Source organism: Saccharothrix sp. HUAS TT1 (assembly GCF_040744945.1).
Lineage (GTDB): Bacteria > Actinomycetota > Actinomycetes > Mycobacteriales > Pseudonocardiaceae > Actinosynnema.
The window spans coordinates 7,693,139-7,718,580 of record NZ_CP160453.1 but is presented as its reverse complement, the minus strand read 5'-3'; the positions used below and the strand labels follow the sequence as shown (position 1 = coordinate 7,718,580).

Below are 25,442 nucleotides of genomic sequence, written 5' to 3'. Positions count from 1 at the left end.
GGAAGACACAGGGGCCCGGCACTCCTCTCCCGAGTGCCGGGCCCCCGCGTGTCCGCTCCGGTCGGTCAGGCGACCGAGACCGTCTCGAACTTCACTTCCTTGTTCGGCTTCCCGCCACCGGGCGACGGGTCGAACGAGCCGTCGTGGCCCGCGCGCGCCACCTCGTCGACCAGCTTCAGCCCGGCCTCGTCGATGCTGCCGAAGACCGTGTAGTCGGGCGAGAGCTGCGCGTCGCCGTAGACGATGAAGAACTGGCTGCCGTTGGTGCCCTCGCCGGCGCCCGTGCCGCCGGCGTTCGCCATCGCCAGGTAGCCGCGGCCGTAGGTCAGCTCCGGCCAGGTCTCGTTGTCGAACGCGTAGCCGGGGCCGCCGGAGCCGGTGCCCGTCGGGTCGCCGCACTGCAGCATCTGCAGGCCCTCGGTGCCGATGCGGTGGCACGAGCTGCCGTCGTAGTAGCCCTGCTTGGCCAGGCTGACGAAGCTGTTCACCGCGCACGGCGCCAGGGCGCGGTCCAGGGTCAGCTTCAGCTCGCCGATGTTGGCCTTGATGGTGGCGGTCGCGGCGCCGGTGGCGGCGGTGCTCGCCTCGGGGGCCTTCGTGCCCTCCTTGGAGGCGGGCTCGGAAGACGGCCGGTACTCGCACGTCGCGGGGTCCGCGATCGGGGTCGCCCGGGTCGGCAGCGCCTTGACCTCGGTCGGGATCTCGATCGGGGCCGGGGTGGTCGAGCTGGCCGCGGCCGCGTCGTCCCCGGTGCCGCTGAAGTCGGTCGTGGCCAGGAAGTACACCCCGCCCGCGACCACGACGACGGTGACCGCCGTCGCGACCACGGCGATCACCCGGCGCCGCTTCGCGCGCTCCGCCCTGCGGACGAGCTGGCGTTCCAGCTTCCGCTTGGCCTGCTCGCGGCGCTGCACGTTGGTCGGCACCTGCAACCTCCCTGATCTCTGCGTCGACGGCGACGATCGGTGAGCAGTCTAGGGGGCGCGCATGAGACTGGTGTATGCCGGATAGGCTGCTCGCCGGGGTCCGCAGGGATCCGTTGTCGATCCGTTGCCGTCGAGAGGTCATCCCGTGCTGGTGATCGGGTTCCCGGTCGGCGCCCTCCAGGCCAACTGCTTCGTGCTGGCCGCGGGCGCGGGCGAGGCGTGCGTGGTGGTCGACCCCGGCCAGGACGCGGCCGAGCCGATCGCCGAGGTCCTGCGCGAGCACCGGCTCTCACCGGTCGCCGTGCTGCTGACGCACGGGCACTTCGACCACACGTTCTCCGTCGCGCCCGTCTGCGACGGCAACGACATCCCGGCCTGGATCCACCCCGACGACCGCGCGATGCTCGCCGACCCGCTCAAGGGCATGAGCGCCCACTCCAGGGCCTCCTTCTTCGGCGGCGACCTGGAGCTGCGGGAGCCGCGCGAGGTGCGCGAGCTGGCCGACGGCGCCGAGCTGGACCTGGCCGGCCTGAAGCTGACCGTCGACCACACACCGGGCCATACCGGCGGGTCGGTGATGTTCCGCGCCGGCACCGGGGAGGGCGGACGGCTCGTGCTGTCCGGCGACACCCTCTTCGCCGGCTCCATCGGGCGCACCGACCTGCCGGGCGGCAACCACCGCGAGATGCTGACGTCGCTGCGCACCAAGGTGCTGACGCTGGCCGACGACACGGTGGTGCTGCCCGGCCACGGGCCAACGACGACCATCGGCCGCGAGCGCGCGAGCAACCCGTTCCTGCGGGAACTGGGCACCCCCGACGCCCCGGCCGCACCTCACCGAGGACTCTGAGAACAGTGACGACCACGCCTTCCACGACCCCGTTCGCCGCACCCAAGGGCGTGCCGGACTACTTCCCGCCCACCTCCGCGTCGTTCCTCGCGGTCCGCGACGCGCTCGTGGAGTCCGCCCGCCGCGCCGGTTACGGCTACGTCGAGCTGCCGGTGTTCGAGGACACCGCGCTGTTCGCGCGCGGCGTCGGCGAGTCGACCGACGTGGTGAGCAAGGAGATGTACACGTTCACCGACCGCGGCGGCCGGTCCATCACGCTGCGGCCCGAGGGCACGGCGGGCGTGATGCGCGCCGTCATCGAGCACGGCCTCGACCGCGGCCAGCTGCCGGTGAAGCTGGCCTACGCCGGGCAGTTCTTCCGCGCCGAGCAGCCGCAGGCGGGCCGCTACCGGCAGTTCCACCAGGTCGGCGTCGAGGCGGTCGGGGTGGACGACCCGGCGCTGGACGCCGAGGTCATCGCGGTGGCCGACGCGGGGTTCCGGTCGCTCGGGCTGACCGGGTTCCGGCTGGAGCTGACGTCGCTGGGCGACGCCACGTGCCGCCCGCAGTACCGGGAGAAGCTGCGGGCGTTCCTGGCGGAGCTGCCGCTGGACGACGACACCCGGCGGCGGGCCGAGCTGAACCCGTTGCGGGTGCTGGACGACAAGCGCCCCGAGGTGCGGGAGCTGGTCGCCGACGCGCCGCTGATGGTCGACCACCTGTCGGCCGAGTCGCTGGCGCACTACGAGCAGGTGAAGGGCTACCTGGACGACCTGGGCGTGGAGTTCGCGGAGAACCCGCGGATGGTGCGCGGCCTGGACTACTACACCAAGACGACGTTCGAGTTCGTGCACGACGGCCTGGGCGCGCAGTCCGGCATCGGCGGCGGCGGGCGCTACGACGGGTTGATGGAGCAGCTGGGCGGGCAGCCGCTGTCCGGGGTCGGGTTCGGCCTCGGCGTGGACCGGGCGCTGCTGGCGTGCCAGGTCGAGGGCGTGACGCCGGGCGACGTGACGCGGTGCGACGTGTACGGCGTGCCGCTGGGCGAGGTGGCCAAGGCGCGCCTGGTGGCGCTGTCCGCGCCGTTGCGCGCGGCCGGGGTGCGGTTCGACCTGTCGTACGGCGGCAAGGGGCTCAAGGGCGCGATGAAGGGCGCGGACCGGTCGGGCGCGCGCTTCGCGCTCGTGCTGGGCGAGCGCGACATCGAGGCCGGGGTCGTGCAGCTGAAGGAGTTGTCGTCGGGGGACCAGCGCGAGGTGCCCTTGGCGGACGTGGTGACGTCGGTGCTGGAGGCGTTGGGCCGGTGAGCGAGCGGACTGCCCTTGACCTGCTCGACCCGAAGGCGGTGCGCAAGCGCGCCCGGACGGTCGCGCTCGGCGCGCTGATCGTCGCCGCCGCGTTCGGCGGGTTGCTGGGGCTGCTCGCGGGCCGCACCGCCGGCCTGGTCACGGCGGCGGTGTTCGCCGTGCCGCTGCTGCTGCTGGCGTGGTCGGAGGCGCGGCGGCGGGTGTGGCTGGAGGGCAACGTGCTGTCCGTGCGCGCCTTCGGCACGCGTTCGGTGGACCTGCACACCGCCGACCAGCTCGACCTGCTGGTGACCGACGTGCGCGGCGCCCGCACGGTCGGCCTGTTCGTCCGCGGCGGCGGCAAGGCGATCAACCTGGCGCTGGCGATCTACGCCGGCACCGGCGGCCGGGAGCAGGGCGTGCTGCCGCTGCGCAGGCTGGCCGACGTGCTGGCCGGTCGCGGCGACGCGCCGGGCCTGGTGTTCTCCGAGCTGCTGGTCGCGCAGCTGCGCTCGGAGGCCCGCGGCCTGGCGGCGGCCGACCGCCCGCTCTACCGGCTCGGCTCGATGGCCCCGACGGGCCGGCTGGCGCAGAAGCTGACCCCGGAAGCCGTCTCCCGCTTCGTCTCCACGCTCAACGACGGCGACTGAGACCAGGGGCTCCCCGGTCAGTCGTGCGCGGCGGTCCCCGCGACCGGGGGCCTGGTGTCCACCCCCTTGAGCGGGGACAGCAGGCAGGCGGCGAAGACCGCCGGCCGGATCGCCGCCGCCACCGCGAACAGCACCGTGCCGACGACCGGCCCGGTCGAACAGCTCGGCCTGCCCGTCGCGCCACCGGGCGGTCTCCGGCGCGTCGGGGTCCTCCAGCACCCGGTACGGGTCGGGCACCTCCCGCCCGCCGATCCGCTCCACCACGTCGCCGCGCGGCGAGCCGACGACCTTCCCCCCGGGCATCGCCCCTCCTGAACGTCTCCGGCCGCGTCACGCGGACGGGCCACGGCGGATGCCGATGATGGCCGCGCGACCAGTGAGCCGACAGGGTCGTCCGGGGCACGGGGCGGCCGGCGGGAGGTCGTTCGACGGGGTCAGTCGACGGGGTCAGTCGTCGGGGAGGCCCCAGGTGCCCTTCGGCGGTGCGGGGGACTGGGTGGCGGTCGCGTCCGTCGTCGCCGGCACGCCGCCGATGAACCTGGTCAGCGAGGCGTCGTGCTCCACCCGCCCCGGGAACGGGTCACCCGCCGTCAGCCTGGTCAACGCCGCCACCGGCAGCGCCGCGCGCGACCCGACGATCACGAAGTTGCCGAACCGCCTGCCCCGGAACACGCCCGGCTCGGCCAGCACGCACACGTGCGGGAACACCGCGCGGACGGTCGCGGCCTGGGCCTTGGCGAACGCCAGCTTGCCGCCGTCGCCGATGTTGGCCGCGTACACGCCACCGGCGCGCAGCGCGCGTGACGCCAGCGCGACGAACTCGACCGACGTCAGGTGCGCGGGCGTCCGCGCCCCGGCGAACACGTCGGTCACCACCAGGTCGAACGCGTCCTCCGGCGCCTTCGCCAGCACCGCCCGCGCGTCGCCGTTGCGGATCCGCAGCCGCCAGTTGCGGTCCAGCGGCAGCACGCCGCGGACCAGGTCGATCAGCGCCGCGTCGATCTCCACCACCTGCTGGCTGGACCGCGGTCGCGTCACCGCGATGTACCGGGGCAGCGTGAACGCGCCGCCACCGAGGTGCAGCGCCCTGATCGGCTCGCTGCCCGGCGCGACCAGGTCGGCGACGTGGCCGAGCCGGCGCAGGTACTCGAACTCCAGGTGCGCGGGGTCGTCCAGGTCGACGTGCGACTGCGGTGTGCCGTTCAGGCGCAGCATCCACGCCCGCGGCACGTCCGGGTCCGGCACCAGTTCCGCGATGCCCGAGTCGACCTCACGGCTGATGGTCCCGTCGGCTCTCCGGATCCGTCCCACCCGGTGATTATCCCCGGTCGCGCCCGCGCACGGCGCTCGCGGTCCGCCGGGCGCGCGTCGCTACGCTCACCGACCGTGCAGCTCGCCGCAGACGTCCTCACCGCGCTGGTCGCGGCCATCCACCTCTACATCGTCGTGCTGGAGATGTTCCTCTGGAACACGCCGCGCGGCCGTGCGACGTTCGGCACCACGCCGGAGTTCGCCGCCGAGTCGAAGGTGCTGGCCGCCAACCAGGGCCTCTACAACGGCTTCCTGGCCGCCGGCCTGGTCTTCGCCCTGGTCGCCCGCGGCTCGACCGGGTTCGCGTTCGCGGTGTTCTTCCTGGTGTGCGTGATCGTGGCGGGCCTGTACGGCGCGGCGACGGTCAGCCGTCGGATCCTGGTCGTGCAGTCCGCGCCCGCCGCGATCGCGCTGGCGCTGGTGCTGCTGGCCCGGTAGCCGGCCGCCGCCACGGCCCCTTGGCCGGGTCGTACCCGGTGCGCAGGTCGCCCGCCACCCGCCGACGCCACAGCGGCTCGGCGGGCGGCCCGGCCTCCCGGCCAGGCGCTGAGCCTGTGCCGGTGTCAGGGTCGGCACCGGCGCCGGGGGCCGCTTCGAGCTTCGGCACGTCCTCCCGCCCGGCCACGAACGCGGCCAGCGCCGTGGTGATCGGCACCGCCGCCACCAGGCCGATGCTGCCCACCAGGGTCCGCACGACCTCCTGCGCCACCTCCTGCGCGGTCAGGATCTCGCCCAGGTCCCGCCCGGACAGCGAGAACGCCAGCAGCAACGGCAGCGCCGCGCCCGCGTACGCCATCACCAGCGTGTTGACCACCGACGACAGGTGGTCACGGCCGATCCGCGACCCCGCCGCGTACAGCTCGCGGAACCCCAGCGCCGGGTTCGCCCGGCGCAGCTCCCACACCGCGCTGGTCTGCGTCACGGTCACGTCGTCCAGCACGCCCAGCGCGCCGATGAGCGCGCCCGCCAGCAGCAGCCCGCGGGTGTCGATGCCGTGCCCGAGCAGCGACACCAGGTTCGCCGTCTCCTGGTCGAGCCCGGTCAGCTTGGTCAACGCCGAGAACACCGCGCCCAGCAGGCCGATCAGCGCCAGGCTGACCAGCGTGCCCAGCACCGCCGTGGACGTCCGCGCCGACAGGCCGTGCGTCAGGTACAGCACCACGAACATGATCAGCCCCGCGCCGACCACGGCCACCGCCGGCGGGCTCTCCCCGGCCAGGATGGCGGGCAGCACGAACAGCACCAGCACCACGAAGCTCAGCACCAGCGCGCCCAGCGCCGCCAACCCCTGCCAGCGCCCCAGCAGCAGCACGGCGGCGGCGAACAGCACCGCCAGCAGCAGCAGCGGCGTCCCCCGCTGGAAGTCGGCCAGCTGGTAGGACGTGCTGTCATCCGGGTTGCCGCCGCCGAAGGCCAGCACCACCGCGTCACCGACGGCGAACACCGGCGTGCCCGGCTGGTCCGGCACCGGCACCTGGACCTCGCGCCCGGCCGCCGCGCCGTCGCTCATCTCCACGGTCACCAGCACGCACCCGGTCGCGCCCGGGTCCGACGACTCGGGCCCGCACCCGCCCCGGGCCACCGCCGTCACGTCGCCGCGCACCGGCACCTGAGCCAGCCCCACCTCCGAGCCGGTGCGCTGCTCGTGCCCGAACGGGTACAGCAGCAGCGTGCCGACCGCGGTCGCCAGCACGAAGGGCAGCAGGAGGAACAGCAGCAGCTTGCGGACCGGTCGGGAGGCGGGCTCGGCCGGGCCGTGCCCGTGTCCGTGGCCGTGAGCGGCGATCAGGTCCTTGGCGTGCACGCGCACATACTGCCCGCTCACCCGCCGTGTTCGCATGTCGGACAGTTCAGTGCGAACTTCGGGGGAAGTCCTTCAGCTCGACCGCCGTCGGTGCCACGCTCCCCGCGTGACCACGAACTGGACGCCCATCCACGGCCGGGCCTTCGAGCCGGTCCCCTACCGACCGACCAGGATGCCCGCCGAGCAGTCCCTGACCACCGCCGCGGACCTGCGCGACCGGATGCGGGAACGGCGCACCGTGCGCATGTTCTCCACCGACCCGGTGCCCGAGCAGGTCGTGCTCGACGCCATCGCGGTCGCCTCCACCGCGCCCAGCGGCGCCCACCAGCAGCCCTGGACCTTCGTGCTGGTCAAGGACCCCGACGTGCGCCGGCGCATCCGGGAGGCGGCCGAGGAGGAGGAGCGCGTGTCGTACGCGGGCCGGTTGGGCGACGAGTGGCTGGACGCGCTGCGCCCGCTCGGCACCGACGACGTCAAACCGCACCTGACCGAGGCGCCGGAGCTGGTCGTGGTGTTCCAGCAGCGGTTCTACCTCGAACCCGACGGCACCCGCCGCAAGCACTACTACGTGGACGAGTCGGTGGGCATCGCGGTCGGCATGCTGCTGACCGCGCTGCACCTGTCCGGGCTGGCCGCGCTGACCCACACGCCGTCGCCGATGAAGTTCCTCGGCGACGTGCTCGGCCGCCCGCGCAACGAGAAGGCGTTCGCGGTGATCCCGATCGGCTACCCGGCCGACGACTGCGTGGTGCCCGACCTGGTCCGCAAGTCCCTGGATCAGGTCGTGGTCACGGTCTGAGGCTCCAGCGGGTCGGCGAACCGGAAGTGCGCCGCCACCGCTTCGGCGCAGGCCGCCAGGGCTTGGCGCAGCCGCTGCTCCGGCGACCCCGTGACCAGCCGCCACGGCACGCCCCTGGCGGCCAGCCCGGCCCGGAACTCCGCCGTCATCCACTCCCGCAGGTGCTCGCCGTCCCGCCAGCCGTCCTGCTCGAACGGCACGCCGACGTGGTCGGTCAGCAGGTACAGGGCGGGGCGGCGGGCGTCCGGCGCGATGTCGGGGTGCGGCGCGCCCAGGTAGCGGTGACCCCACACGGTCGCCGCCCACGGGTCGTTGTCGCACACCAGGACCGGGCCGTCCACCGCCGCGTCGGCGAGGTCCTGCTGCCGGCGCGCCACGTCCTGGAAGTCGCCGACCGTCCACACCAGATCGTCCACGCCGGCGCCCGGGTCGAACGCGCGGGCGGCGGTCAGCTTCAGCTCGGTGTGCTCACGGCCGTACTCGGGCACCCAAGGCGCGCCCAACGCCGCCGCCAGGTCGCGCGACAACGTCGTGGTGCCCGTGCTCTCCGCCCCCAGCACCACGACCCGGGCGCACAGCCCGACCCTCGTCGCCGGCGCGAGGTCCGCCCACCGGCCGCGCGGATCGGCCCGCACCGCCGTGCCCGACACCGGGTGCGCGGTCCGCTCCCGGTCGACCAGCACGTGCCGGGCGTTGAGCCGCTTGGCCATCTCGTCGCCGTAGTGCTCGCTGGAGAACACCGCGTCGACCGCCGCCGACGCCGGGTCTCCGTCCAGGATGGCCCGTCGCGCCAGCACCGCCCGAGCCACGCCCATGTGCAGCTCCCACACGCGGTCGCTGTGGAAGTCCATCTCGTGGTCGTCCACGTCGCCGAGCACGACCAGGCCGGGCGTGCCCGCGTGCTCGGCGCGCAACCAGGCCACCCGGTCGGCGACCGGGATGGACTCCGCGCTCGACGCCAGCACGGTGACGGTGGTGCGCCTGCTGCGCGCGGCGGCTGTGCGGATGAGGTGGTGGTGACCGGCGTGAGGGGGGTAGAACTTGCCGAGCACCAACGCGTGGTCGAAGTCGGTCACGCGCGGACCGCCTCGTCCTCGCGCAACGCGTTGGTCCAGTTGCGCAGGCCGAGCACGCACAGCGCCATGAAACCCACGTAGAGGATCGCGGTCAGCCACAAGTCCTTGTAGGCGTACAACGGAACGTAGATCACGTCGGCGGCGATCCACAGCCACCAGCACTCGACCTTCTTGCGGGTCTGGCCCCAGGTGGCCAGCAGCGAGAGGGCGGTGGTGGTGGAGTCCGCCCACGGCACGGTCGAGTCGCTGAACGTGGTCAGCACCCACACCAGCACAAGGGTGCCGACCACGCCGGCCGCGAGCAGCCACCACCACTGCGCGCGGGTGGTGCGGCTGACGGGCAGCGGCGAGTGCTCGGCGCCGCCCCGCAGCCACGCCCACCAGCCGTACAGCGCGAGCACGACGTACACGACCTGCAGGCCCGAGTCCGCGTACAGCCCGCTGGTCGCGAACAACAGGAGGAAGGCGAGGTTGTTGAGGATGCCGATCGGCCAGTTCCACGCGTTCTGGCGGGCCACCAGCCACACGCAGAGCGCGCCGGTGACGAAACCCGCCACCTCGCCCCAGCTGGTGGCGGCGCCCGCGAAGGAGAACGCGGTGGTGTTGAAGGGCCACAGGATGACGTCCAGCGGTGACACAGGCACTCCGTTTGACCGTTTATCGAACACGTGTTCGAATGTGGACATGCGATGGGACGGGCAGGAGGACGGGGCGGACCGGCAGCAGGCCCTGCCGGGGTTGCCGGGGCTGGTTCGCAGCGTACGAACTCCGGACTTCGCCGACGTCGTGTTCCACGAGGTGAACGCCAAGTCCGTGCTGAACCGGGCGCCCGGCGACGGGCTGCCGTTCGACTGGACCGTCAACCCGTACCGGGGCTGCACGCGCGGATGCACGTACTGCCTGACCGGTGACACGCCCGTGCTGCTGGCCGACGGCCGCACCAAGCCCATCGCCGAGCTGTCCGTGGGCGAGGAGGTGTTCGGCACCTCGGAGGGCCGGTTCGTGGTCACCAGGGTGCAGGCGCACTGGAAGACCACCAAGCCCGCCTACCGGCTGACGTTGAGCGACGGCACGCAGGTCGTCGCGGGCGGCGACCACCGGTTCCTCACCGACGAGGGCTGGAAGCACGTCACGCCCGGCCGGTGCGACGACTTCGAGGAGCGGCCGTTCCTGGCCAAGGGCGCGCGGCTGGTCGGGACGGGCCGGTTCGCCACGCCGCCCGCGCACGTCGAGCAGTACCGGTCCGGCTACCTGTGGGGCGCGGTGCGCGGCGGTCTGCCCAGCCACCCGGACGTGCTGGCGCGGGTGCGCGAGTTCGCCGGTGGCCGGGTGCCGCGGGAGGGCGAGCTGGTCCGGTGGCCGACCGCGCCGGGGGAGGAGTGGACGAAGGGCTTCCTGGCCGGCCTGTTCGACGCGCGCGGCAGCTCCACCGGCGGCGAGCTGGTGATGTCCAGTTCGGACAGCGCGGTGTTCGACGCGGCGGTGCTGGCCCTGGCCAGGCTGCGGGTGCCGCACGTGGTCGAGGTGCGCGGGCTGCGGGTCGTCGGCGGGCTGGCCGACCGGCTGCGGTTCCTGCACCTGGTCGACCCGGCCATCCCGCGCGGCAACGCGGTCGAGGGCGTGGCGGTGCCGGTGACGCCCCGGCTGGCGGTGGTGTCGGTGGAGTCGCTGGGCGTGGCGCGGACGCTGTACGACATCACCACCGGCACCGGCGACTTCGTGGCCAACGGCCTGGTCAGCCACAACTGCTTCGCCCGCAACACGCACCCCTGCCCCGACCTGGACGCGGGGCGCGACTTCGACACCCGGGTCGTGGTGAAGGTCAACGCGGTCGAGGTGCTGCGGCGGCAGCTGCGGTCCCCGCGCCGGCGGCGCGAGCACGTGGCGATGGGCGCCAACACCGACCCGTACCAGCGGGCCGAGGGCCGGTGCGCGCTGATGCCGGGCATCATCCGGGTGCCGGCGGACTCGGGCACGCCGTTCTCCGTCCTCACCAAGGGCACCGTGCTCGCGCGGGACGCCCCGCTGCCGGTGCGGCACGGCCTGGACCGGCGCACCCCCCTCTGACCGCGAGTCGAACGCCCACGTCCCGCGAGTCGAACGCCCACGACCCCCGAGTTCAACGCTCACGACCGCGAACCGCACTAGGCTCGCCCGATGAGGGTGATCGTGTTCGGCGCCACCGGCATGGTGGGTCAAGGCGTGCTGCGAGAGTGCCTGCTCGACCCGGACGTGACCGCGGTTCTCGCCGTCGGGCGTGGCGGCACGGGCGTGGTCGATCCGAAGCTGACCGAGCTGGTCCACCGCGACTTCACCGACTTCACCCCGGTCGCCGACCGCCTCACCGGCTACGACGCGTGCTTCTTCTGCCTGGGCGTGTCCTCCGTCGGCATGTCGGCGCGCGAGTACGAGCACATCACTCATGACTTCACGCTCGCCGCCGCGCGCGTGCTCGCCGACGTCAACCCCGGCTCGACGTTCGTCTACGTCTCCGGCGCGGGCACCGACACGCACGGCCGGGCGAACTGGGCGCGCGTCAAGGGCCGGACCGAGGACGCCGTGCTCGCCCTGCCCCTGGAGGGCTACGCCTTCCGCCCCGGCTTCATCCAGCCGCTGCACGGCGTCCGGTCGAAGGTCCGCTGGTACCGGGGCCTGTACGCGGTGGCGCGGCCGCTCTACCCGGTGCTGTCCCGGCTGCTGCCGAAGCACACGACGACCACCGAACAGCTCGGCCGGGCCATGCTCGCGGTGGCGGCGCGGGGCGCGCCGGTCCGGCGGCTGGGCAGCGTGGAGATCAACGCCCTCTAGCGCACCGCCTGCGGGAACCGGAGCACGCGGTCCGGGTCGTAGCGGCGTGCGACGGCACGCAGCCGCCGCAGGTTGTGCCGGTACGAGGTGGCCGCCCAGTCCTCCTGCTCCGGGTCCAGGTAGTTGATGTACGTGCCGGTCCCGATCAGCCCCGCCAACGCCGACTGCACGTCGTCCACCTCGCGGGTCACCTGCCCGGGCGGCAGCGAACCGACGGTGCCGAACACCTCGACGGACGTCGGCGCGCCGCGGTGCGGGTAGGCGGTGCCGTTCGGTCCCACGCGGTCGATCGCGCCGCCGAGCGCACCGACGATCAGCAGCGCGCTGTCCTTGCCGCGCAACGCGTCCACCACCGGCGTCGGGTCGTCCCACAGGCGGTCGGCGATGCGCGAGGACGCGCGGAACGCGTTGCGCGACGGGTGACCGGCGGTCATGATCGCCGTCGCGGTCGGGTGGTCGACCTCGCCGTGCTCAAGCGGCCCGTCGACCTGCCGCAGCAGCCGCCCCACCTCGCCGAGCAGCACGGCCTCCGGTCCGACCGCGCACCCGACCAGGTCGACCGAACCGTCCGGCGCGGCCACGCAGGTGCTGGACACCGCCTCCGGCAGCGCCGCGCTCCACGGCTGCCACGCGCCCAGCACGTCCGCCGCCGACCCGGCCGGGTACCGCACCCGGAACACGGTCAGCGCCGCCGGCACGGGCGCGGTGGCGAACTCGAACGACGTGACCACGCCGAAGTTCCCGCCGCCACCGCCGCGCAACGCCCAGAACAGCTCCGGCTCGCACTCGGCCGACGCCGTGACCACCCGGCCGTCCACCGTGACCACGCGCGCCGAGCGCAACCAGTCGCACGCGAGCCCGTAAGTGCGCTGCAGCCAGCCGAGCCCACCGCCGAGGGTGAAGCCCGCGATGCCGACGGACGGGCAGTTGCCCAGCGGCAGGCACCGGCCGGCGGCGGCGAGCGCCGCGTAGACGTCGCCGAGCCGGGCTCCCGCGCCGACCACCGCCGTGCCGTCGGGCCGCACCTCGACCCCGGCCATCGGCGCGAGGTCGACCACCAGGCCCTCGTGCGGCGTGGAGTAGGCGGCGTAGCTGTGCCCGCCGCCGCGCGCCGCCACCGCGATGCCGGACCTGCGCGCCTCCTCCAGGCAGTGCTGGACGTCCTCCACCCGCGCGCACCGGGCGATGGCGGCCGGTCGGTGGTGGTCGAACAGCGAGTTGAACGGCAGTCGCGCCGCTTCGTACGCCGCGTCGCCGGGCACCAGCAGCTCACCGGCCAGGCGGGCCCGCAGCCGCGCCCAGCGCGCCGGCCGCGTCTCCAGCGCGCCACCCGCGGCCACCGCCGCACCGGCCAACCGCAGCACGTTCCGCCGCGAAACCCCCACGCCGACCTCCCCCAGATCCGGGAGACCCATCGAACAAGGACCCGGACCCGGGCGGAACCGCTGTTCGGCCGACCCCTGTCGTACGGCGTACGGTACACTGTACGACATGAGTTCCGCACCGGGTTTCACCCCGACCGATGAAGACGTGGCAGGCGTGCTGGCCTGGTTCGAGCAGTGGGACGCCCTGGCCGTGGCCAAGGACGTGGAGGCGATGGCCGGGATGGCGCTCTTCCCGGTCAACGCGGTGACCGAGGGTTCGGCGCAGTCGTGGGACCGGGAGCGGTTCCTCGCCGACATGGCGGCGAACCTGGGTGACGGCGACGTGCGGATGGAGTCGGTCCGGACGCCGGTCTTCGTGAACGCGAACCTGGTGTTCGTGATCACCGACGCGACCATCACGGTGGGCGAGTTCACGCAGGTCGCGCGGTACGGCGACCTGCTGGTGAAGGCCGACGGCAAGTGGCTGTTCCAGACCATGGTGCAGGGCGGCTGGTAGTCGCCGGGGGCGTGCCGGGCAACTAACAATCAGTCTTGACTGTTTGTTAGTTGCCCGGAACACTCGGCCGCATGGCCACCGACACCGCGCCACCGGAACCCGCACCGCCGGGTTCCGCGCCATCGGAATCCGCGCCATCGGAATCCGCGCCGAGGGAGACCAGGCGCCAGGCCGACCGCAGCCGCGAGACCAGGCGCAAGCTGATGGAGGCCACCGTCGAGTGCCTGGTCGAGCACGGCTGGGCGGGCACGACGACGACGGTGGTCGCCGAACGCGCTGGCGTGTCCCGCGGCGCTCAGCTGCACCACTTCCGCACCCGCGGCGAGCTGGTCGCCGCCGCGGTCGAGCACCTGGGCGCGGAGAGCGTCCTCGACCTCAAGGAACGCGCGCGCAAGGTCAACGGCAGCACGGTCGCCGTGGTCGAGCTGATCGCCGACTTCTACGCCAGCGACCTGTTCACCGCCGCCCTCGAACTGTGGGTCGCCGCGCGCACCGACCCCGACCTGAAGACCGTGGTGGTGCCCCTGGAGGCCCGCCTGGGCCGGGAGACGCACCGCCTGGCCGTCGAACTGCTGGCCGCCGACGAGACCGAGCCGGGCGTCCGCGAAGCCGTGCAGATCACCCTCGACCTGGTGCGCGGCCTGGCCCTGGCCAACCAGCTCACCGACGACGGCAAGCGGCGCAAGCGGATCATCCGGCACTGGGCGGGGATGCTGGAGGACGCGCTGTGATCACCGCACTGCTGGCCGACCTGCGCGCCGAGAGCCGGGTGCTGGACGACCTGGTCGCGCCCCTGCCCGACTGGACCACCCCGACGCCCGCGGCGGGCTGGACGATCGCCAACCAGATCAGCCACCTGCGCTGGACCGACCGGCTGGCCGCGCTCGCCGCCCGCGACCCGGCCGCGTTCACCGACGCCCTGAGCCGCGCCCGGCCCGACATGGTGGACGAGGGCGCGCGCGAGCCGGTCACCCTGGCCGACTGGCGGGCGAGCCGGGCCGAGCTGGCCGACGCCCTCGCGGTGCTGCCGCCGGGCGTGAAGATGCCGTGGTTCGGGCCGCCGATGAGCGCGGCGTCCATGGCCACCGCGCGGCTGATGGAGACGTGGGCGCACGGCCAGGACGTCGCCGACGCGCTCGGCGTCACCCGCGAGCCGACCCACCGGCTCAAGCACGTCGCGCACATCGCGGTCCGCACGTTCGGCTGGTCGTTCGTGGTCAACGGGCTGGCCGCGCCGCAGGTCCCGGTCCGGGTCGAGCTGGTCGCGCCGGACGGCGAGCGGTGGACGTGGGGCCCCGAGGGCGCGGAGGACCGGATCACCGGGCCCGCGCTGGACTTCTGCCTGCTGGCGACCCAGCGGCGGCACCGCGACGACCTGGCCGTGACCGCCGTCGGCGAGGCCGCCAACGCCTGGCTGCCGCTCGCGCAGGCGTTCGCCGGTCCGCCCGGTCCCGGCCGCGACAGGGGGCGGCCGTGATCCGCATCGGCAACGCCTCGGGCTTCTACGGCGACCGGTTCTCGGCCGTCCGCGAGATGCTGACCGGCGGCGACCTGGACGTGCTGACCGGGGACTACCTGGCCGAGCTGACCATGCTCATCCTGGGCCGCGACCGGGCGAAGGACGCGCGCCTCGGCTACGCCCGGACGTTCCTGCGCCAGCTGGAGGAGAACCTGGGCGAGGCGCTGGAGCGCGGCGTGAAGATCGTCTCCAACGCGGGCGGGCTGAACCCCGAGGGACTGGCCGAGGCCGTCGACGCGCTCGGCCTCGGCGCGAAGGTCGCCTGCGTGACCGGCGACGACGTGCGCGACCGGTTCCCGGAGGCGTTGACCGCCAACGCCTACCTCGGCGCGTGGGGCATCGCCGAGTGCCTGAACGCGGGCGCGGACGTCGTGGTCACCGGACGGGTCACCGACGCGTCACTGGTCGTCGGACCGGCCGCCGCGCACTTCGGCTGGGGCCGGGACGACTGGGACGCGCTGGCCGGCGCGACGGTCGCGGGCCACGTGCTGGAGTGCGGCACGCAGGCCACCGGCGGCAACTACTCGGGCTTCACCTCGATCGACGCGACCCGGCCCGGGTTCCCCGTCGCGGAGGTCGAGGCCGACGGCTCGTCGGTCATCACCAAGCACGACGGCACGGGCGGCGCGGTCACCGTCGACACCGTCACCGCGCAGCTGCTGTACGAGATCGGGCCGCCCGCCTACCTCGGCCCGGACGTGGTCAGCCACTTCGACACCATCCGGCTGGACCCGCACGAGCGGGGGGTGCGGATCTCGGGGGTCAAGGGCTCGCCGCCGCCGGAAAACCTCAAGGTCTGCCTGAACACCCTGGGCGGTTTCCGCAACTCCACCACGTTCGTGCTCACCGGGTTGGACGTCGAGGCGAAGGCCGACCTGGTCCGCCGCCAGCTGGAGGCCGCCATCGGGCCTCAAGAGCTGACGTGGACGCTGGCCCGCACGGACCACCCCGACGCGGACACCGAGGAAGCGGCGAGCGCGCTGCTGCACGTCACGGTCAAGACGGCGGACCCGAAGCGGGCCAAGGCGTTCTCCCGCGCGGGCATCGAGCTGGCGCTGGCGTCCTACCCCGGTTTCCACGTCACCGCGCCGCCCGGCGACGGCACGCCGTTCGGCGTCTACCGGGCCGCGTACGTGCCGCGCTCCTCCGTGCGGCACCTGGCCGTGCTGCCGGACGGGAGGGTGGTCGAGGTATGAGGGTTCCGCTGGGCACGATCGCGGGCGCGCGCTCCGGTGACAAGGGCGGTGACGCCAACCTCGGCGTGTGGGTGCGGACTGACGCGCAGTACGAGTGGCTGCGCCGCGAGCTGACCGTGGAGCGGCTGAAGGAGCTGCTGCCGGAGGCGGGCGAGGTCGACCGGCACGAGCTGCCGAACCTCAAGGCGCTGAACTTCGTGCTGCACGGCCTGCTCGGCGACGGCGTCGCCTCGTCCACCCGCTTCGACCCGCAGGCCAAGGCGCTGGGGGAGTGGCTGCGCTCCCGGCACGTCGACCTCCCGGAGGCGCTGCTGTGACCACGTCCGAGCTGTTCGAGACGCCCGAGCGGCGCGACCTGCGCGCCACCGTGCGCCGGTTCACCGAGCAGGAGGTCGTGCCGCACCTGGCCGACTGGGAGCGGGCCGGTGAGCTGCCCCGGTCGCTGCACCGCGAGGCGGCGGGCATCGGGTTGCTGGGCATCGGGTTCCCGGAGGAGGTCGGCGGCGCGGGCGACCTGCTCGACACCGTGGTGGCGACCGAGGAGCTGATCCAGGCCGGCGGTTCGTCCGGTCTGGTCGCCGGGTTGCTCACGCACGGGATCGCGTTGCCGCACATCGTGGATTCGGGGGACCGGGGGCTGGTCGACCGGTTCGTGCGGCCGACGTTGGCGGGCGAGCTGATCGGGGCGCTCGCGATCACCGAGCCCGGCGGCGGTTCGGACGTGGCGGCCCTGCGCACCACGGCCCGCCGTGACGGTGATTCTTACGTGGTCAACGGGTCGAAGGCGTTCATCACCTCGGGTGGTCGGGCGGACTTCGTCACCACGGCGGTGCGCACCGGCGGCCCCGGCTACCAGGGCATCAGCCTGCTGGTGGTCGAGAGGGGCACGCCGGGGTTCGCGGTGGACCGCAGGCTGGAGAAGATGGGCTGGCACTGCTCGGACACCGCCGATTTGTCCTTTGTGGACGCGCGGGTGCCGGCGGCGAACCTCGTCGGCCCGGAGAACGGCGGGTTCGCGCTGGTCATGCGGCAGTTCCAGGTGGAGCGGATCTCGTTGGCCGTGCAGGCTTACGCGACGGCGCAGCGGTGCCTGGACCTGGCGGTGGCGCACGCGCGGCAGCGCGAGACGTTCGGCAAGCCGCTGATCGCGAGGCAGGTCGTCAGCCACCGGTTGGTGGAGATGGCGCAGCGCGTGGACCTCGCGCGCACGTACACCCGCGAAGTGGCGGTGAAGGTGGCGCAGGGGCAGGAAGTCGTGGCGCAGGTGTGCTTCGCGAAGAACGCCGCCGTGGAGGCTTGCTCGTTCGTGGTGGACGCGGCGGTCCAGCTGCACGGCGGAAGTGGTTATCTCCGCGTTACGGAGGTCGAGCGACACTACCGGGACGCGCGCATCCTCGGCATCGGGGGCGGGGCGACCGAGGTGATGGCGGAGCTGGCGGCACGGAGATTGGGGTACACGGCATGACCGCGTTGCGCACGGCGGTGGACGGCCGGTCGGCCGAGTACGCCGCGAACCGGGAGGCGCTGCTGGCCCGGTTGGCGGAGCTGGAGGCCGAGCAGGCCAAGGCGCTGGCCGGCGGTGGGCCGAAGTACACCGAGCGGCACCACGCGCGGGGCAAGCTGCTGGCCCGGGAGCGGATCGAGCTGCTGGTCGACCAGGACAGCCCGTTCCTGGAGCTGTCGCCGCTGGCGGCGTGGGGCACCGACTACCCGGTCGGCGCGAGCGTGGTCACCGGCATCGGGGTGGTCGAGGGCGTCGAGTGCGTGGTCGTGGCCAACGACCCGACCGTGCGCGGCGGCGCCAGCAACCCGTGGACGTTGCGGAAGACGTTCCGGGCCAACGACATCGCGCTGCAGAACCGGCTGCCGCTGATCGGGCTGGTCGAGTCCGGCGGCGCCGACCTGCCGAGCCAGAGCGAGATCTTCATCCCCGGCGGGCGGGCGTTCCGCGACCTGACCAGGCTGTCGGCGGCGGGCATCCCGACGATCAGCACGGTGTTCGGCAACGCCACGGCGGGTGGCGCGTACGTGCCGGGCATGTCCGACTACGTGGTGATGATCAAGGAGCGCTCGAAGGTGTTCCTGGGCGGTCCGCCGCTGGTGAAGATGGCCACCGGCGAGGAGTCCGACGACGAGTCGCTGGGCGGCGCGCGGATGCACGGCGCCACGTCCGGGCTGGCCGACTTCGTCGCCGAGGACGAGGTGGACGCGATCCGCCTCACCCGGCGGGTGGTGGCCAGGCTGAACCGGCGCAAGCTCGGCCCCGCGCCCAAGCCGGTGGAACCGCCGGTGCACGACGAGGAGGACCTGCTGGGCCTGGTGCCGACGGACCTGCGCGTGCCGTTCGACCCGCGCGAGGTGATCGGCCGGATCGTGGACGGGTCGCGGTTCGACGAGTTCAAGCCCGACTACGGCGCCAGCCTGGTGACGGGGTGGGCCGACCTGCACGGCTACCCGATCGGGGTGCTGGCCAACGCGCGCGGCGTGCTGTTCAGCGAGGAGGCGCAGAAGGCCGCGCAGTTCATCCAGCTGGCCAACGCGAGCGACACGCCGCTGCTGTTCCTGCAGAACACGACGGGGTACATGGTCGGCGCGCAGTACGAGCAGGGCGGCATCATCAAGCACGGCGCGATGATGATCAACGCCGTGTCGAACAGCCGGGTGCCCCACCTGACCGTGGTCATGGGCGCGTCCTACGGCGCGGGCAACTACGGCATGTGCGGCCGGGCCTACGACCCGAGGTTCCTCTTCACCTGGCCGAACGCCAAGTCGGCCGTGATGGGCCCGAAGCAGCTGGCGGGGGTGCTCTCCATCGTCGCCCGCCAAGCCGCCGCCGCGAAGGGCCAGGCCTACGACGACGAGCACGACGCCGCGATGAGGCAGGTGGTGGAGGGCCAGATCGAGCAGCAGTCCCTGGCCGCCTTCCTCTCCGGCCGGCTCTACGACGACGGCGTGATCGACCCCCGCGACACCCGCACGGTCCTCGGCCTGTGCCTGTCGGCGATCCACAGCGGACCGATCAAGGGCGCCGACGGCTACGGCGTCTTCCGGATGTGAGGCCCCGATGACCGACCGACCACCAACCCACCCCTCACCACCCCGGAGCCGGGCCACCCACCGACCTCCCCGCCCCAGCCCTCCCACGCCCAACAAACCCCGCTCCCCGCTCACCCGCCTCGCTGTCTCGACCTGCTCGCACCCGGCCTGGTCTGCCTGTCGGCTCGTCGGGTTCGCCGCCTCGGCCCGCTCGTGCCCGGCCTGGTCTGCCCGCCTGCCCATCGGCCTCGCCGTCTCGACGCGCCCGCCCCTGCCCGCTCGTCGGGCCACCGGGTTCAGCGCCGTGGACCGCTCGTGCCCGACCCCACCCATCCACCGGATCGAGGAGCGGGCCGGGCGTGAGGTCGTCGGGTTCGGTGGTGCGGTCCCGGCAGGTTCGAGCCGTTGTCCCTTCGAAGTGAGGACGCGATGATCCGCACACTGCTGATCGCCAACCGGGGCGAGATCGCCCGGCGGGTGATCCGGACCTGCCGCGAGGTCGGCGTGTCGCCGGTGGCCGTGTTCTCCGATCCCGACGAGCGCTCACCGCACGTCCGGGAGGCCGACGCCGCCGTCCGGCTGCCCGGCGCCACCCCCGGCGAGACCTACCTGCGCGCCGACGCCCTGGTCGCCGCCGCCCTGGCCGCCGGCGCGGACGCGGTGCACCCCGGCTACGGGTTCCTGTCCGAGAACGCCGCCTTCGCCCGCGCCGTCCAGGCCGCCGGGCTGACGTGGGTCGGCCCGGACCCCGGCGTGATCGACGCGATGGGCGCGAAGGTCGCGGCCAAGGAGCTGATGGCGGCGGCCGGGGTGCCGGTCCTGCCCGAGCTGGACCCGGAGTCGGCCTCCGAGTTCCCGCTGCTGGTCAAGGCGTCCGCCGGCGGCGGTGGGCGCGGGATGCGGGTGGTGCGATCGGCGGCCGAGCTTCCCGGCCAGGTGGCCGCCGCCCGGCGCGAGGCCGAATCGGCGTTCGGCGACGGCACCGTGTTCTGCGAACCGCTGCTGGAGCACGCCCGCCACGTCGAGGTGCAGGTCCTCGCCGACGCGCACGGCACGGTGTGGGCGTTGGGCGAGCGCGAGTGCTCCATCCAGCGCCGGCACCAGAAGATCATCGAGGAGGCGCCGAGCCCCGCCGTGACGCCGCAGGCCCGCGCCTGCCTCTTCGCCGCCGCCACCAGGGCCGCCGAGGCGATCGGGTACGTCGGCGCGGGCACGGTCGAATTCCTCTTCACCGACGACGGCTCGTTCCACTTCCTGGAGGTCAACACCCGCCTCCAGGTGGAGCACCCGGTCACCGAGGAGGTCTTCGGCGTCGACCTGGTCGCCTGGCAGCTCGCCATCGCCGAGGGCGCCCGCCTGCCCGCCGAACCGCCGACGCCCACCGGCCACGCCGTCGAGGCCCGGCTCTACGCCGAGGACCCGGCGCACGACTGGCGGCCGTCGAGCGGCGTCCTGCACCGGTTCGCCCTCCCGCCCGGGGTGCGGGTGGACAGCGGTGTGGAGGACGGCAGCGAGGTCGGCGTGCACTACGACCCGATGCTGGCCAAGGTGATCGCGTGGGCGCCGACCAGGCACGCGGCGATCCGCAAGCTCGCCGCCGCGCTGGACCGCGCCGAGCTGCACGGCCTGGTGACCAACCGCGACCTGCTGGTCCGCACCCTGCGGCACCCGGCGTTCGCGGCCGGTGACACGCACACCGGTTTCCTCGACCAGCACGGCCTCACCACGCCGCCGCCGCTCGACGTGCGCCCCGCCGCCCTCGCCGCCGCCCTCGCGCTGGCCGAACGGCGGCGCACCGCCCTGCCGCTCGGCTGGCGGAACCTGCCGTCCCAGCCGCAGCGGACCGCGTTCGAGCACCGCGGCGAGGTGGTCGAGGTCGACTACCGGCACACCCGCGCGGGCGTGGTGACGAGCCTCGACCTGGCGGTCGTCGACGCCACGCCGGACGCGGTCACCTTCGAGCGGGACGGGGTGCGCACGACGCACCCGGTCGCGGTGCACGGCAACCGGGTGGAGGTCGGCCCGGTGTCCCTGGAACTGCGGCCCCGGTTCCCCGAGCCGCGGGCCAAGGTCGCCGAGGGCGCCACCGTCGCGCCGATGCCCGGCACGGTCGTGCGGGTCGCCGTCGAGCCGGGGCAGCGGGTCGGGGCGGGCGCGGAGCTGCTGGTGCTGGAGGCGATGAAGATGGAGCACCGGGTGCTGGCCGCCACCGGCGGCGAGGTGGCCGAAGTGCTCGTGCGGGCAGGTCAGCAGGTCGATGCGGGCGACGTGCTCGCGGTAGTAGTGGAGGACGCGTCGTGACGATCAACTTCACCGAGGGCGAGGAGCGGCGGGCGTTGCGCCGGGCCGTCGCCGACATGGCGGGCAAGTACGGCCACGACTACTTCACCGCCAAGGCGCGGGCCGGCGAGAAGACGCACGAGCTGTGGGCCGAGGCGGGCCGGCTCGGCTACCTCGGCGTGGCCGTGCCCGAGGAGTACGGCGGCGGTGGCGGCGGCATCGGCGACCTGGCCGCCGTGTGCGAGGAACTGGCCAGGGCGGGCTGCCCGCTGCTGCTGACCGTCGTCTCGCCCGCCATCTGCGCCACCGTCATCGCCCGCTTCGGCACCGCCGAGCAGAAGCGGCGGTGGCTGCCCGGGTTCGCCGACGGCACCACGAAGATGGCGTTCGCCATCACCGAGTCCGACGCGGGCTCCAACTCGCACAAGCTCACCACCTCCGTCCGGCGCGACGGCGACGAGTGGGTCCTGTCCGGCGGCAAGACCTACATCTCCGGCGTGGACGAGGTCGAGGCCGTCATGGTGGTGGCGCGCCACGTGGACGCGACCGGCCGGCGGCTGCTCCCCTCGTTGATGGTCGTGCCGACGAACGCGCCCGGCTTCACCCACCAGCACATCCCGATGGAGGTGCTGTCCCCGGAGAAGCAGTTCACCTGCTTCTTCGACGACGTCCGCCTGCCGTCCGACGCGCTGGTCGGCTCGGAGGACGCGGGGCTGGCCCAGCTGTTCGCCGGGCTGAACCCGGAGCGGATCATGGCGGCGTCCTTCGCCACCGGCATGGCCCGCCGCGCACTCGACCAGGCGAGCGAGTACGCCCGCACCAGGACCGTCTGGGACGCGCCCATCGGCGCGCACCAGGGCATCGCGCACCCGTTGGCGCAGTGCGCGATCCAGGTCGAGCTGGCGAGGCTGATGACCCAGAAGGCCGCGGCTCTCTACGACGCTGGGGAGGACCGGGCTGCTGGTGAGGCGGCCAACATGGCCAAGTACGCGGCGGGGGAGGCGGTGGCGGGAGCGGTGGACCAGGCCATCCAGGTCCACGGCGGCAACGGGCTGTCGTCCGAGTACGGACTGGGCGCCATGCTGGCCGCGTCCCGGTTGTCCCGGATCGCCCCGGTCAGCCGGGAGATGATCCTGAACTTCGTGGCGCAGCACACCCTGGGGCTGCCGCGCTCCTACTGAGTCAGGCCCATTCCCAGCGCAGGCCGACCACGCCGGGACCGAAGTCGAGCGCGACCGCGTACGCGTAGCCCCAGGTGTCCACCGGGGTCTCGCGGACGTCGGTCGGCTCGCCGCCGGTCAGACCGGTCGTGAACTGCTCGCAGCGCGCGGGCCGGCACCGGGAGTCGTACCGGACCTCCAGCACGTACTCGCGGACGGGGTGGCGGAAGCGGCGCGAGTGGGTGTTGTCGAACGTCGGGTGGTGCGGCGCCACGTGGATCAGCTCGTACTCGACGGCGGTCCGCTCACCCCGGCGCAGCGGGCGGTCGAGCAGCAGTTCGGCGACCATCAGACCGTTGCGCGGGTCGGCGGACACCCGCCCCAGTCTGCACGACCGCAGCGTGCCGATCACCGGCAGCGGGTCGCCGGGCAGCCGGGTGTCGTAGCCGAGCAGCACCCGGTCGACGCCCGAGCGCTCGGCGCGCAGCACCTGCCGCGAGCGCACCCGGCGGGTGCTGCCGTCCATCGCCAGCTCCACCTGGTCGCGCAGGCTGAGCCGGGTGAGGTCCTGGTCGGTGGTGGTGTCGATGTCGGCCAGCAGCTCCGCGATGGTGGCGTAGTCGTTCTCGCCGACCCAGCCCTCGGGTCCGGACACGCGCGTGCGCGGTCGCGCCTTGCCGCGAGGCCGGGGCGGTCCGAGCAGCGAGCTGAGCCCGCCCGCACCCACGTCCAGGATCTCCTCCAGGTGCCCGACCGCGGCCAGCGAGTCGGGTCGCTCCGGTCGTCGTCGGCCGGACTGCCAGTAGCTCAGCGCGGCGATGCTGACCGCCACGCCCCGCCCCCGCAGCTTGTGCTGGATGCGTTCCAGGCTGAGCCCTTTGGCTCGGATGGCCGTGCGCAATGCGTTCGCGAAGGGGTCGGCCCCCGCGTCGATCCGTCGGGGATCGCGCACCCGCGAATCCGGTCCGACGACTGGCGTAGGCATCTTCGCTCCGTTCTCCCATGGACAAGGCGAGCGACGTTATCGTGCGAAATCGCCGGTGCGGTACAGCCGATCGGGTTTCCCGTCGTGAATTTAACCGAATCGGACGGCAAAATCCCGTCGGCTGTGGAATGTTTGAATTCTCATTAACAGCCGGGCTGTGAAGAGCCCGGTACCGCGTGATGGCGGCACCGCGCTCGGGCGTCCGGCCGCTTCCCGGTACCCGAACAGACCACAACGACCACCACCTGGGGTGACGCAGGGCACATCCGGTTGGTCCGGTGGGTTTTGTACCCCGTCTCGATCGGTGCCGGCAACCGTTCACCGCGAAGAACCGGAAACCGCCTATGCGCAAGCTCACGTTGACCTCCGGGGCGGGTGTTGGGCCGCGATGTCCTCGCTGGTGGCGGCGCTGCCGGCGGGGTCGGCGACCGCCGGTCCGGCGGCGAGCGCCCGGATGTCGCCCGCAAGGGATACATAGTTACCCTGGAGAACTTCTCCGCCAGGTGCCCGGACACGCCCGCTTCTCGTTTCGACAGCGGGGTCGACCGTATTTTCTCCACAGTGTTGAATGGCGCTTCAATCACGTTGTCGGCATCGCCCGCGCCGAGTCCGCCGTGATGCGGTCTCGGTCCGCGGATGAGCGTCGCGGGTTCCCCCGAACCGACACCCCGATGGACGCCCACGGCCCCGGCCCGGTTCGGCACACTGGCAACCCCCGCGCGTGATCCGCGCCGGGGTTCCTCCCCCTGCGAAGGACAGCCGTATGCGCAAGCTCTTACCGGGCCTGGCCGTGGCCGCGCTGACCACCACCCTGCTCGCCGCACCCGCCCACGCCGAGGGCGTCGTCCTGCACGCGGGCTCGCCCACCGCCGTGCCCGGCAGCTACGTCGTCAAGCTCAAGGACGGCGCCGTCCTCCCGGCCGTGGTCGACGGCCGGATCACCCGCACGTTCGCCGGGTTCGGCGGCTTCGCGGTCTCGTTGACCGCCAAGCAGGCCCGCCGGCTCGCCGCCGACCCGGCGGTGGCCTACGTCGAGCAGGACCAGGTCGTGCGCGCCCACACCACGCAGACCGGCGCGCCGTGGGGCCTGGACCGCATCGACCAGCGGTCCACCCCGCTGAGCACCACCTACGACTACACCTCCGTCGGCGCGGGCGTCACCGCGTACGTGATCGACACCGGCATCCGGGTCACGCACACCGAGTTCGCCGGGCGGGCAGTGCACGGCTGGGACGCCGTCGACAACGACTCCGTCGCCCAGGACGACAACGGCCACGGCACGCACGTCGCGGGCATCATCGCCGGCCGCACGTACGGCGTGGCCAAGGGCGTGCGGGTGGCGGGCGTCCGGGTGCTCAACGCCCAGGGCAGCGGCACCATCGCGGGCGTCATCGCGGGCGTGGACTGGGTGGCGCGGAACGCGCAGCGGCCCGCCGTGGCGAACTTCAGCCTCGGCGGCGGCGCGTCGGTCGCGCTGGACGACGCGGTCCGGCGGCTGATCGCCTCGGGCGTCTCCGCGTCCGTCACCGCCGGCGGCAGCAACAGCAACGTCGGCAACACCTCGCCCGCCCGGGTGGTCGAGGCGATCACGTCCGGCGCCACCGGCCAGGCCGACACCAGGGCGTCGTTCTCCAACTACGGGCCGGGCGTGGACCTGTACGCGCCGGGCGTCGGCATCACGTCGGCGTGGCACACGAGCGACACCGCCACCAACACGCTGAGCGGCACGTCCATGGCGACCGCGTTCGTCAGCGGCGTCGCCGTCCGGTACCTCCAGGGCAACGCCGCGGCCACGCCCGCCCAGGTGCACGCCGAGATCGTGCGCGAGGCGACGCCGCTGCCGTGGGGCGGCCGGCTCCTCTACTGGTCGCCCTCGCGGTAGCCGCCCACCCCTCC

The 25,442-nt window shown here is 73.5% G+C and carries 22 protein-coding genes and 1 pseudogene; 16 read left to right on the top strand and 7 right to left on the bottom strand.

The window, feature by feature from the left end; all coding sequences use genetic code 11:
• Positions 1–65: 65 nt before the first annotated feature.
• Complete coding sequence (locus tag AB0F89_RS33780) at positions 66–926, bottom strand: peptidylprolyl isomerase (protein WP_367129966.1); 861 nt, start codon at positions 924–926, stop codon at positions 66–68.
• Positions 927–1,071: 145 nt separating this feature from the next.
• Between AB0F89_RS33780 and AB0F89_RS33775 the strand changes: the two genes are divergently transcribed.
• The 3 genes from AB0F89_RS33775 to AB0F89_RS33765 are packed head-to-tail and all read left to right on the top strand — an operon-like array spanning position 1,072 to position 3,691.
• On the top strand, positions 1,072–1,776 hold the full coding sequence (locus AB0F89_RS33775; RefSeq protein WP_367129964.1) for an MBL fold metallo-hydrolase: 705 nt from the start codon (positions 1,072–1,074) through the stop codon (positions 1,774–1,776).
• 5 nt (positions 1,777–1,781) lie between these two features.
• Positions 1,782–3,062, top strand: coding sequence for a histidine--tRNA ligase (hisS, locus tag AB0F89_RS33770; protein ID WP_367129962.1), 1,281 nt, complete (start codon positions 1,782–1,784; stop codon positions 3,060–3,062).
• Entirely contained in the window at positions 3,059–3,691 is a 633-nt protein-coding gene (locus AB0F89_RS33765) for a hypothetical protein (protein WP_367129960.1), read from the top strand. Before hisS ends, AB0F89_RS33765 begins: the two co-directional genes overlap by 4 nt.
• Before the next feature lie 447 nt (positions 3,692–4,138).
• Here AB0F89_RS33765 and AB0F89_RS33760 read toward each other — a convergent pair whose 3' ends face one another.
• The gene (locus AB0F89_RS33760; protein WP_367129958.1) at positions 4,139–5,002 is read right to left on the bottom strand and encodes a spermidine synthase; all 864 of its coding nucleotides are present in this window, start codon (positions 5,000–5,002) and stop codon (positions 4,139–4,141) included.
• Positions 5,003–5,077: 75 nt separating this feature from the next.
• Here AB0F89_RS33760 and AB0F89_RS33755 point away from each other — a divergent pair, with 75 nt between their 5' ends.
• Positions 5,078–5,440 (top strand): DUF1304 domain-containing protein, encoded by a 363-nt coding sequence (locus AB0F89_RS33755; protein ID WP_367129956.1) that lies wholly within the window; start codon positions 5,078–5,080, stop codon positions 5,438–5,440.
• Here AB0F89_RS33755 and AB0F89_RS33750 read toward each other — a convergent pair.
• A complete protein-coding gene (locus AB0F89_RS33750) occupies positions 5,367–6,806 on the bottom strand; it encodes a YibE/F family protein (RefSeq protein WP_367129954.1) in 1,440 nt (479 codons plus the stop codon). The two genes, AB0F89_RS33755 and AB0F89_RS33750, sit on opposite strands and share 74 nt — an antisense overlap.
• Before the next feature lie 172 nt (positions 6,807–6,978).
• On the opposite strand from AB0F89_RS33750, the gene AB0F89_RS33745 reads away from it, so the two are divergent.
• Positions 6,979–7,605 (top strand): nitroreductase family protein, encoded by a 627-nt coding sequence (locus AB0F89_RS33745; RefSeq protein ID WP_367139117.1) that lies wholly within the window; start codon positions 6,979–6,981, stop codon positions 7,603–7,605.
• On the opposite strand, the gene AB0F89_RS33740 is transcribed toward AB0F89_RS33745, so the two are convergent.
• Together AB0F89_RS33740 and pnuC are read right to left on the bottom strand one after the other, a co-directional pair.
• A complete protein-coding gene (locus AB0F89_RS33740) occupies positions 7,584–8,681 on the bottom strand; it encodes an AAA family ATPase (protein WP_367129952.1) in 1,098 nt (365 codons plus the stop codon). The genes AB0F89_RS33745 and AB0F89_RS33740 overlap by 22 nt on opposite strands.
• Positions 8,678–9,319, bottom strand: coding sequence for a nicotinamide riboside transporter PnuC (gene pnuC / locus AB0F89_RS33735; RefSeq protein WP_367129950.1), 642 nt, complete (start codon positions 9,317–9,319; stop codon positions 8,678–8,680). Before pnuC ends, AB0F89_RS33740 begins: the two co-directional genes overlap by 4 nt.
• A gap of 46 nt (positions 9,320–9,365) precedes the next feature.
• On the opposite strand from pnuC, the gene AB0F89_RS33730 reads away from it, so the two are divergent.
• Together AB0F89_RS33730 and AB0F89_RS33725 are read left to right on the top strand one after the other, a co-directional pair.
• The gene (locus AB0F89_RS33730; protein ID WP_367129948.1) at positions 9,366–10,748 is read left to right on the top strand and encodes a hypothetical protein; all 1,383 of its coding nucleotides are present in this window, start codon (positions 9,366–9,368) and stop codon (positions 10,746–10,748) included.
• A gap of 90 nt (positions 10,749–10,838) precedes the next feature.
• Entirely contained in the window at positions 10,839–11,489 is a 651-nt protein-coding gene (locus tag AB0F89_RS33725) for an epimerase (RefSeq protein WP_367129946.1), read from the top strand.
• Here AB0F89_RS33725 and AB0F89_RS33720 read toward each other — a convergent pair.
• On the bottom strand, positions 11,486–12,874 hold the full coding sequence (locus tag AB0F89_RS33720; protein ID WP_367129944.1) for an FAD-binding protein: 1,389 nt from the start codon (positions 12,872–12,874) through the stop codon (positions 11,486–11,488). The two genes, AB0F89_RS33725 and AB0F89_RS33720, sit on opposite strands and share 4 nt — an antisense overlap.
• A 106-nt stretch (positions 12,875–12,980) precedes the next feature.
• Between AB0F89_RS33720 and AB0F89_RS33715 the strand changes: the two genes are divergently transcribed.
• From AB0F89_RS33715 to AB0F89_RS33680, 8 genes and pseudogenes are all read left to right on the top strand, one after another.
• The gene (locus AB0F89_RS33715) at positions 12,981–13,370 is read left to right on the top strand and encodes a nuclear transport factor 2 family protein (RefSeq protein ID WP_367129942.1); all 390 of its coding nucleotides are present in this window, start codon (positions 12,981–12,983) and stop codon (positions 13,368–13,370) included.
• 203 nt (positions 13,371–13,573) lie between these two features.
• A complete protein-coding gene (locus AB0F89_RS33710; protein WP_367139115.1) occupies positions 13,574–14,101 on the top strand; it encodes a TetR/AcrR family transcriptional regulator in 528 nt (175 codons plus the stop codon).
• Positions 14,098–14,847: a TIGR03084 family metal-binding protein gene (locus AB0F89_RS33705; protein WP_367129940.1), complete on the top strand. Its 750-nt coding sequence runs from the start codon at positions 14,098–14,100 to the stop codon at positions 14,845–14,847. Before AB0F89_RS33710 ends, AB0F89_RS33705 begins: the two co-directional genes overlap by 4 nt.
• A gap of 56 nt (positions 14,848–14,903) precedes the next feature.
• A pseudogene (locus AB0F89_RS33700) lies at positions 14,904–16,402 on the top strand (acyclic terpene utilization AtuA family protein).
• Positions 16,399–17,550 carry an acyl-CoA dehydrogenase family protein gene (locus tag AB0F89_RS33695; protein ID WP_367129938.1) on the top strand — a complete coding sequence of 384 codons (1,152 nt, stop codon included), beginning with the start codon at positions 16,399–16,401 and terminating at the stop codon, positions 17,548–17,550. Before AB0F89_RS33700 ends, AB0F89_RS33695 begins: the two are co-directional and overlap by 4 nt.
• Positions 17,547–19,142: an acyl-CoA carboxylase subunit beta gene (locus AB0F89_RS33690; protein WP_367129936.1), complete on the top strand. Its 1,596-nt coding sequence runs from the start codon at positions 17,547–17,549 to the stop codon at positions 19,140–19,142. Before AB0F89_RS33695 ends, AB0F89_RS33690 begins: the two co-directional genes overlap by 4 nt.
• 408 nt (positions 19,143–19,550) lie before the next feature.
• Positions 19,551–21,422: a biotin carboxylase N-terminal domain-containing protein gene (locus tag AB0F89_RS33685; protein ID WP_367129934.1), complete on the top strand. Its 1,872-nt coding sequence runs from the start codon at positions 19,551–19,553 to the stop codon at positions 21,420–21,422.
• A 2-nt stretch (positions 21,423–21,424) separates the two neighbouring features.
• Positions 21,425–22,582: an acyl-CoA dehydrogenase family protein gene (locus tag AB0F89_RS33680; RefSeq protein WP_367139113.1), complete on the top strand. Its 1,158-nt coding sequence runs from the start codon at positions 21,425–21,427 to the stop codon at positions 22,580–22,582.
• 1 nt (position 22,583) lies between these two features.
• Here the strand turns inward: AB0F89_RS33680 and AB0F89_RS33675 are convergent, their stop codons facing one another.
• Complete coding sequence (locus AB0F89_RS33675) at positions 22,584–23,513, bottom strand: hypothetical protein (protein ID WP_367129932.1); 930 nt, start codon at positions 23,511–23,513, stop codon at positions 22,584–22,586.
• Positions 23,514–24,309: 796 nt separating this feature from the next.
• Here AB0F89_RS33675 and AB0F89_RS33670 point away from each other — a divergent pair.
• Positions 24,310–25,428 carry a S8 family peptidase gene (locus tag AB0F89_RS33670; protein ID WP_367129930.1) on the top strand — a complete coding sequence of 373 codons (1,119 nt, stop codon included), beginning with the start codon at positions 24,310–24,312 and terminating at the stop codon, positions 25,426–25,428.
• Positions 25,429–25,442: the final 14 nt, after the last annotated feature.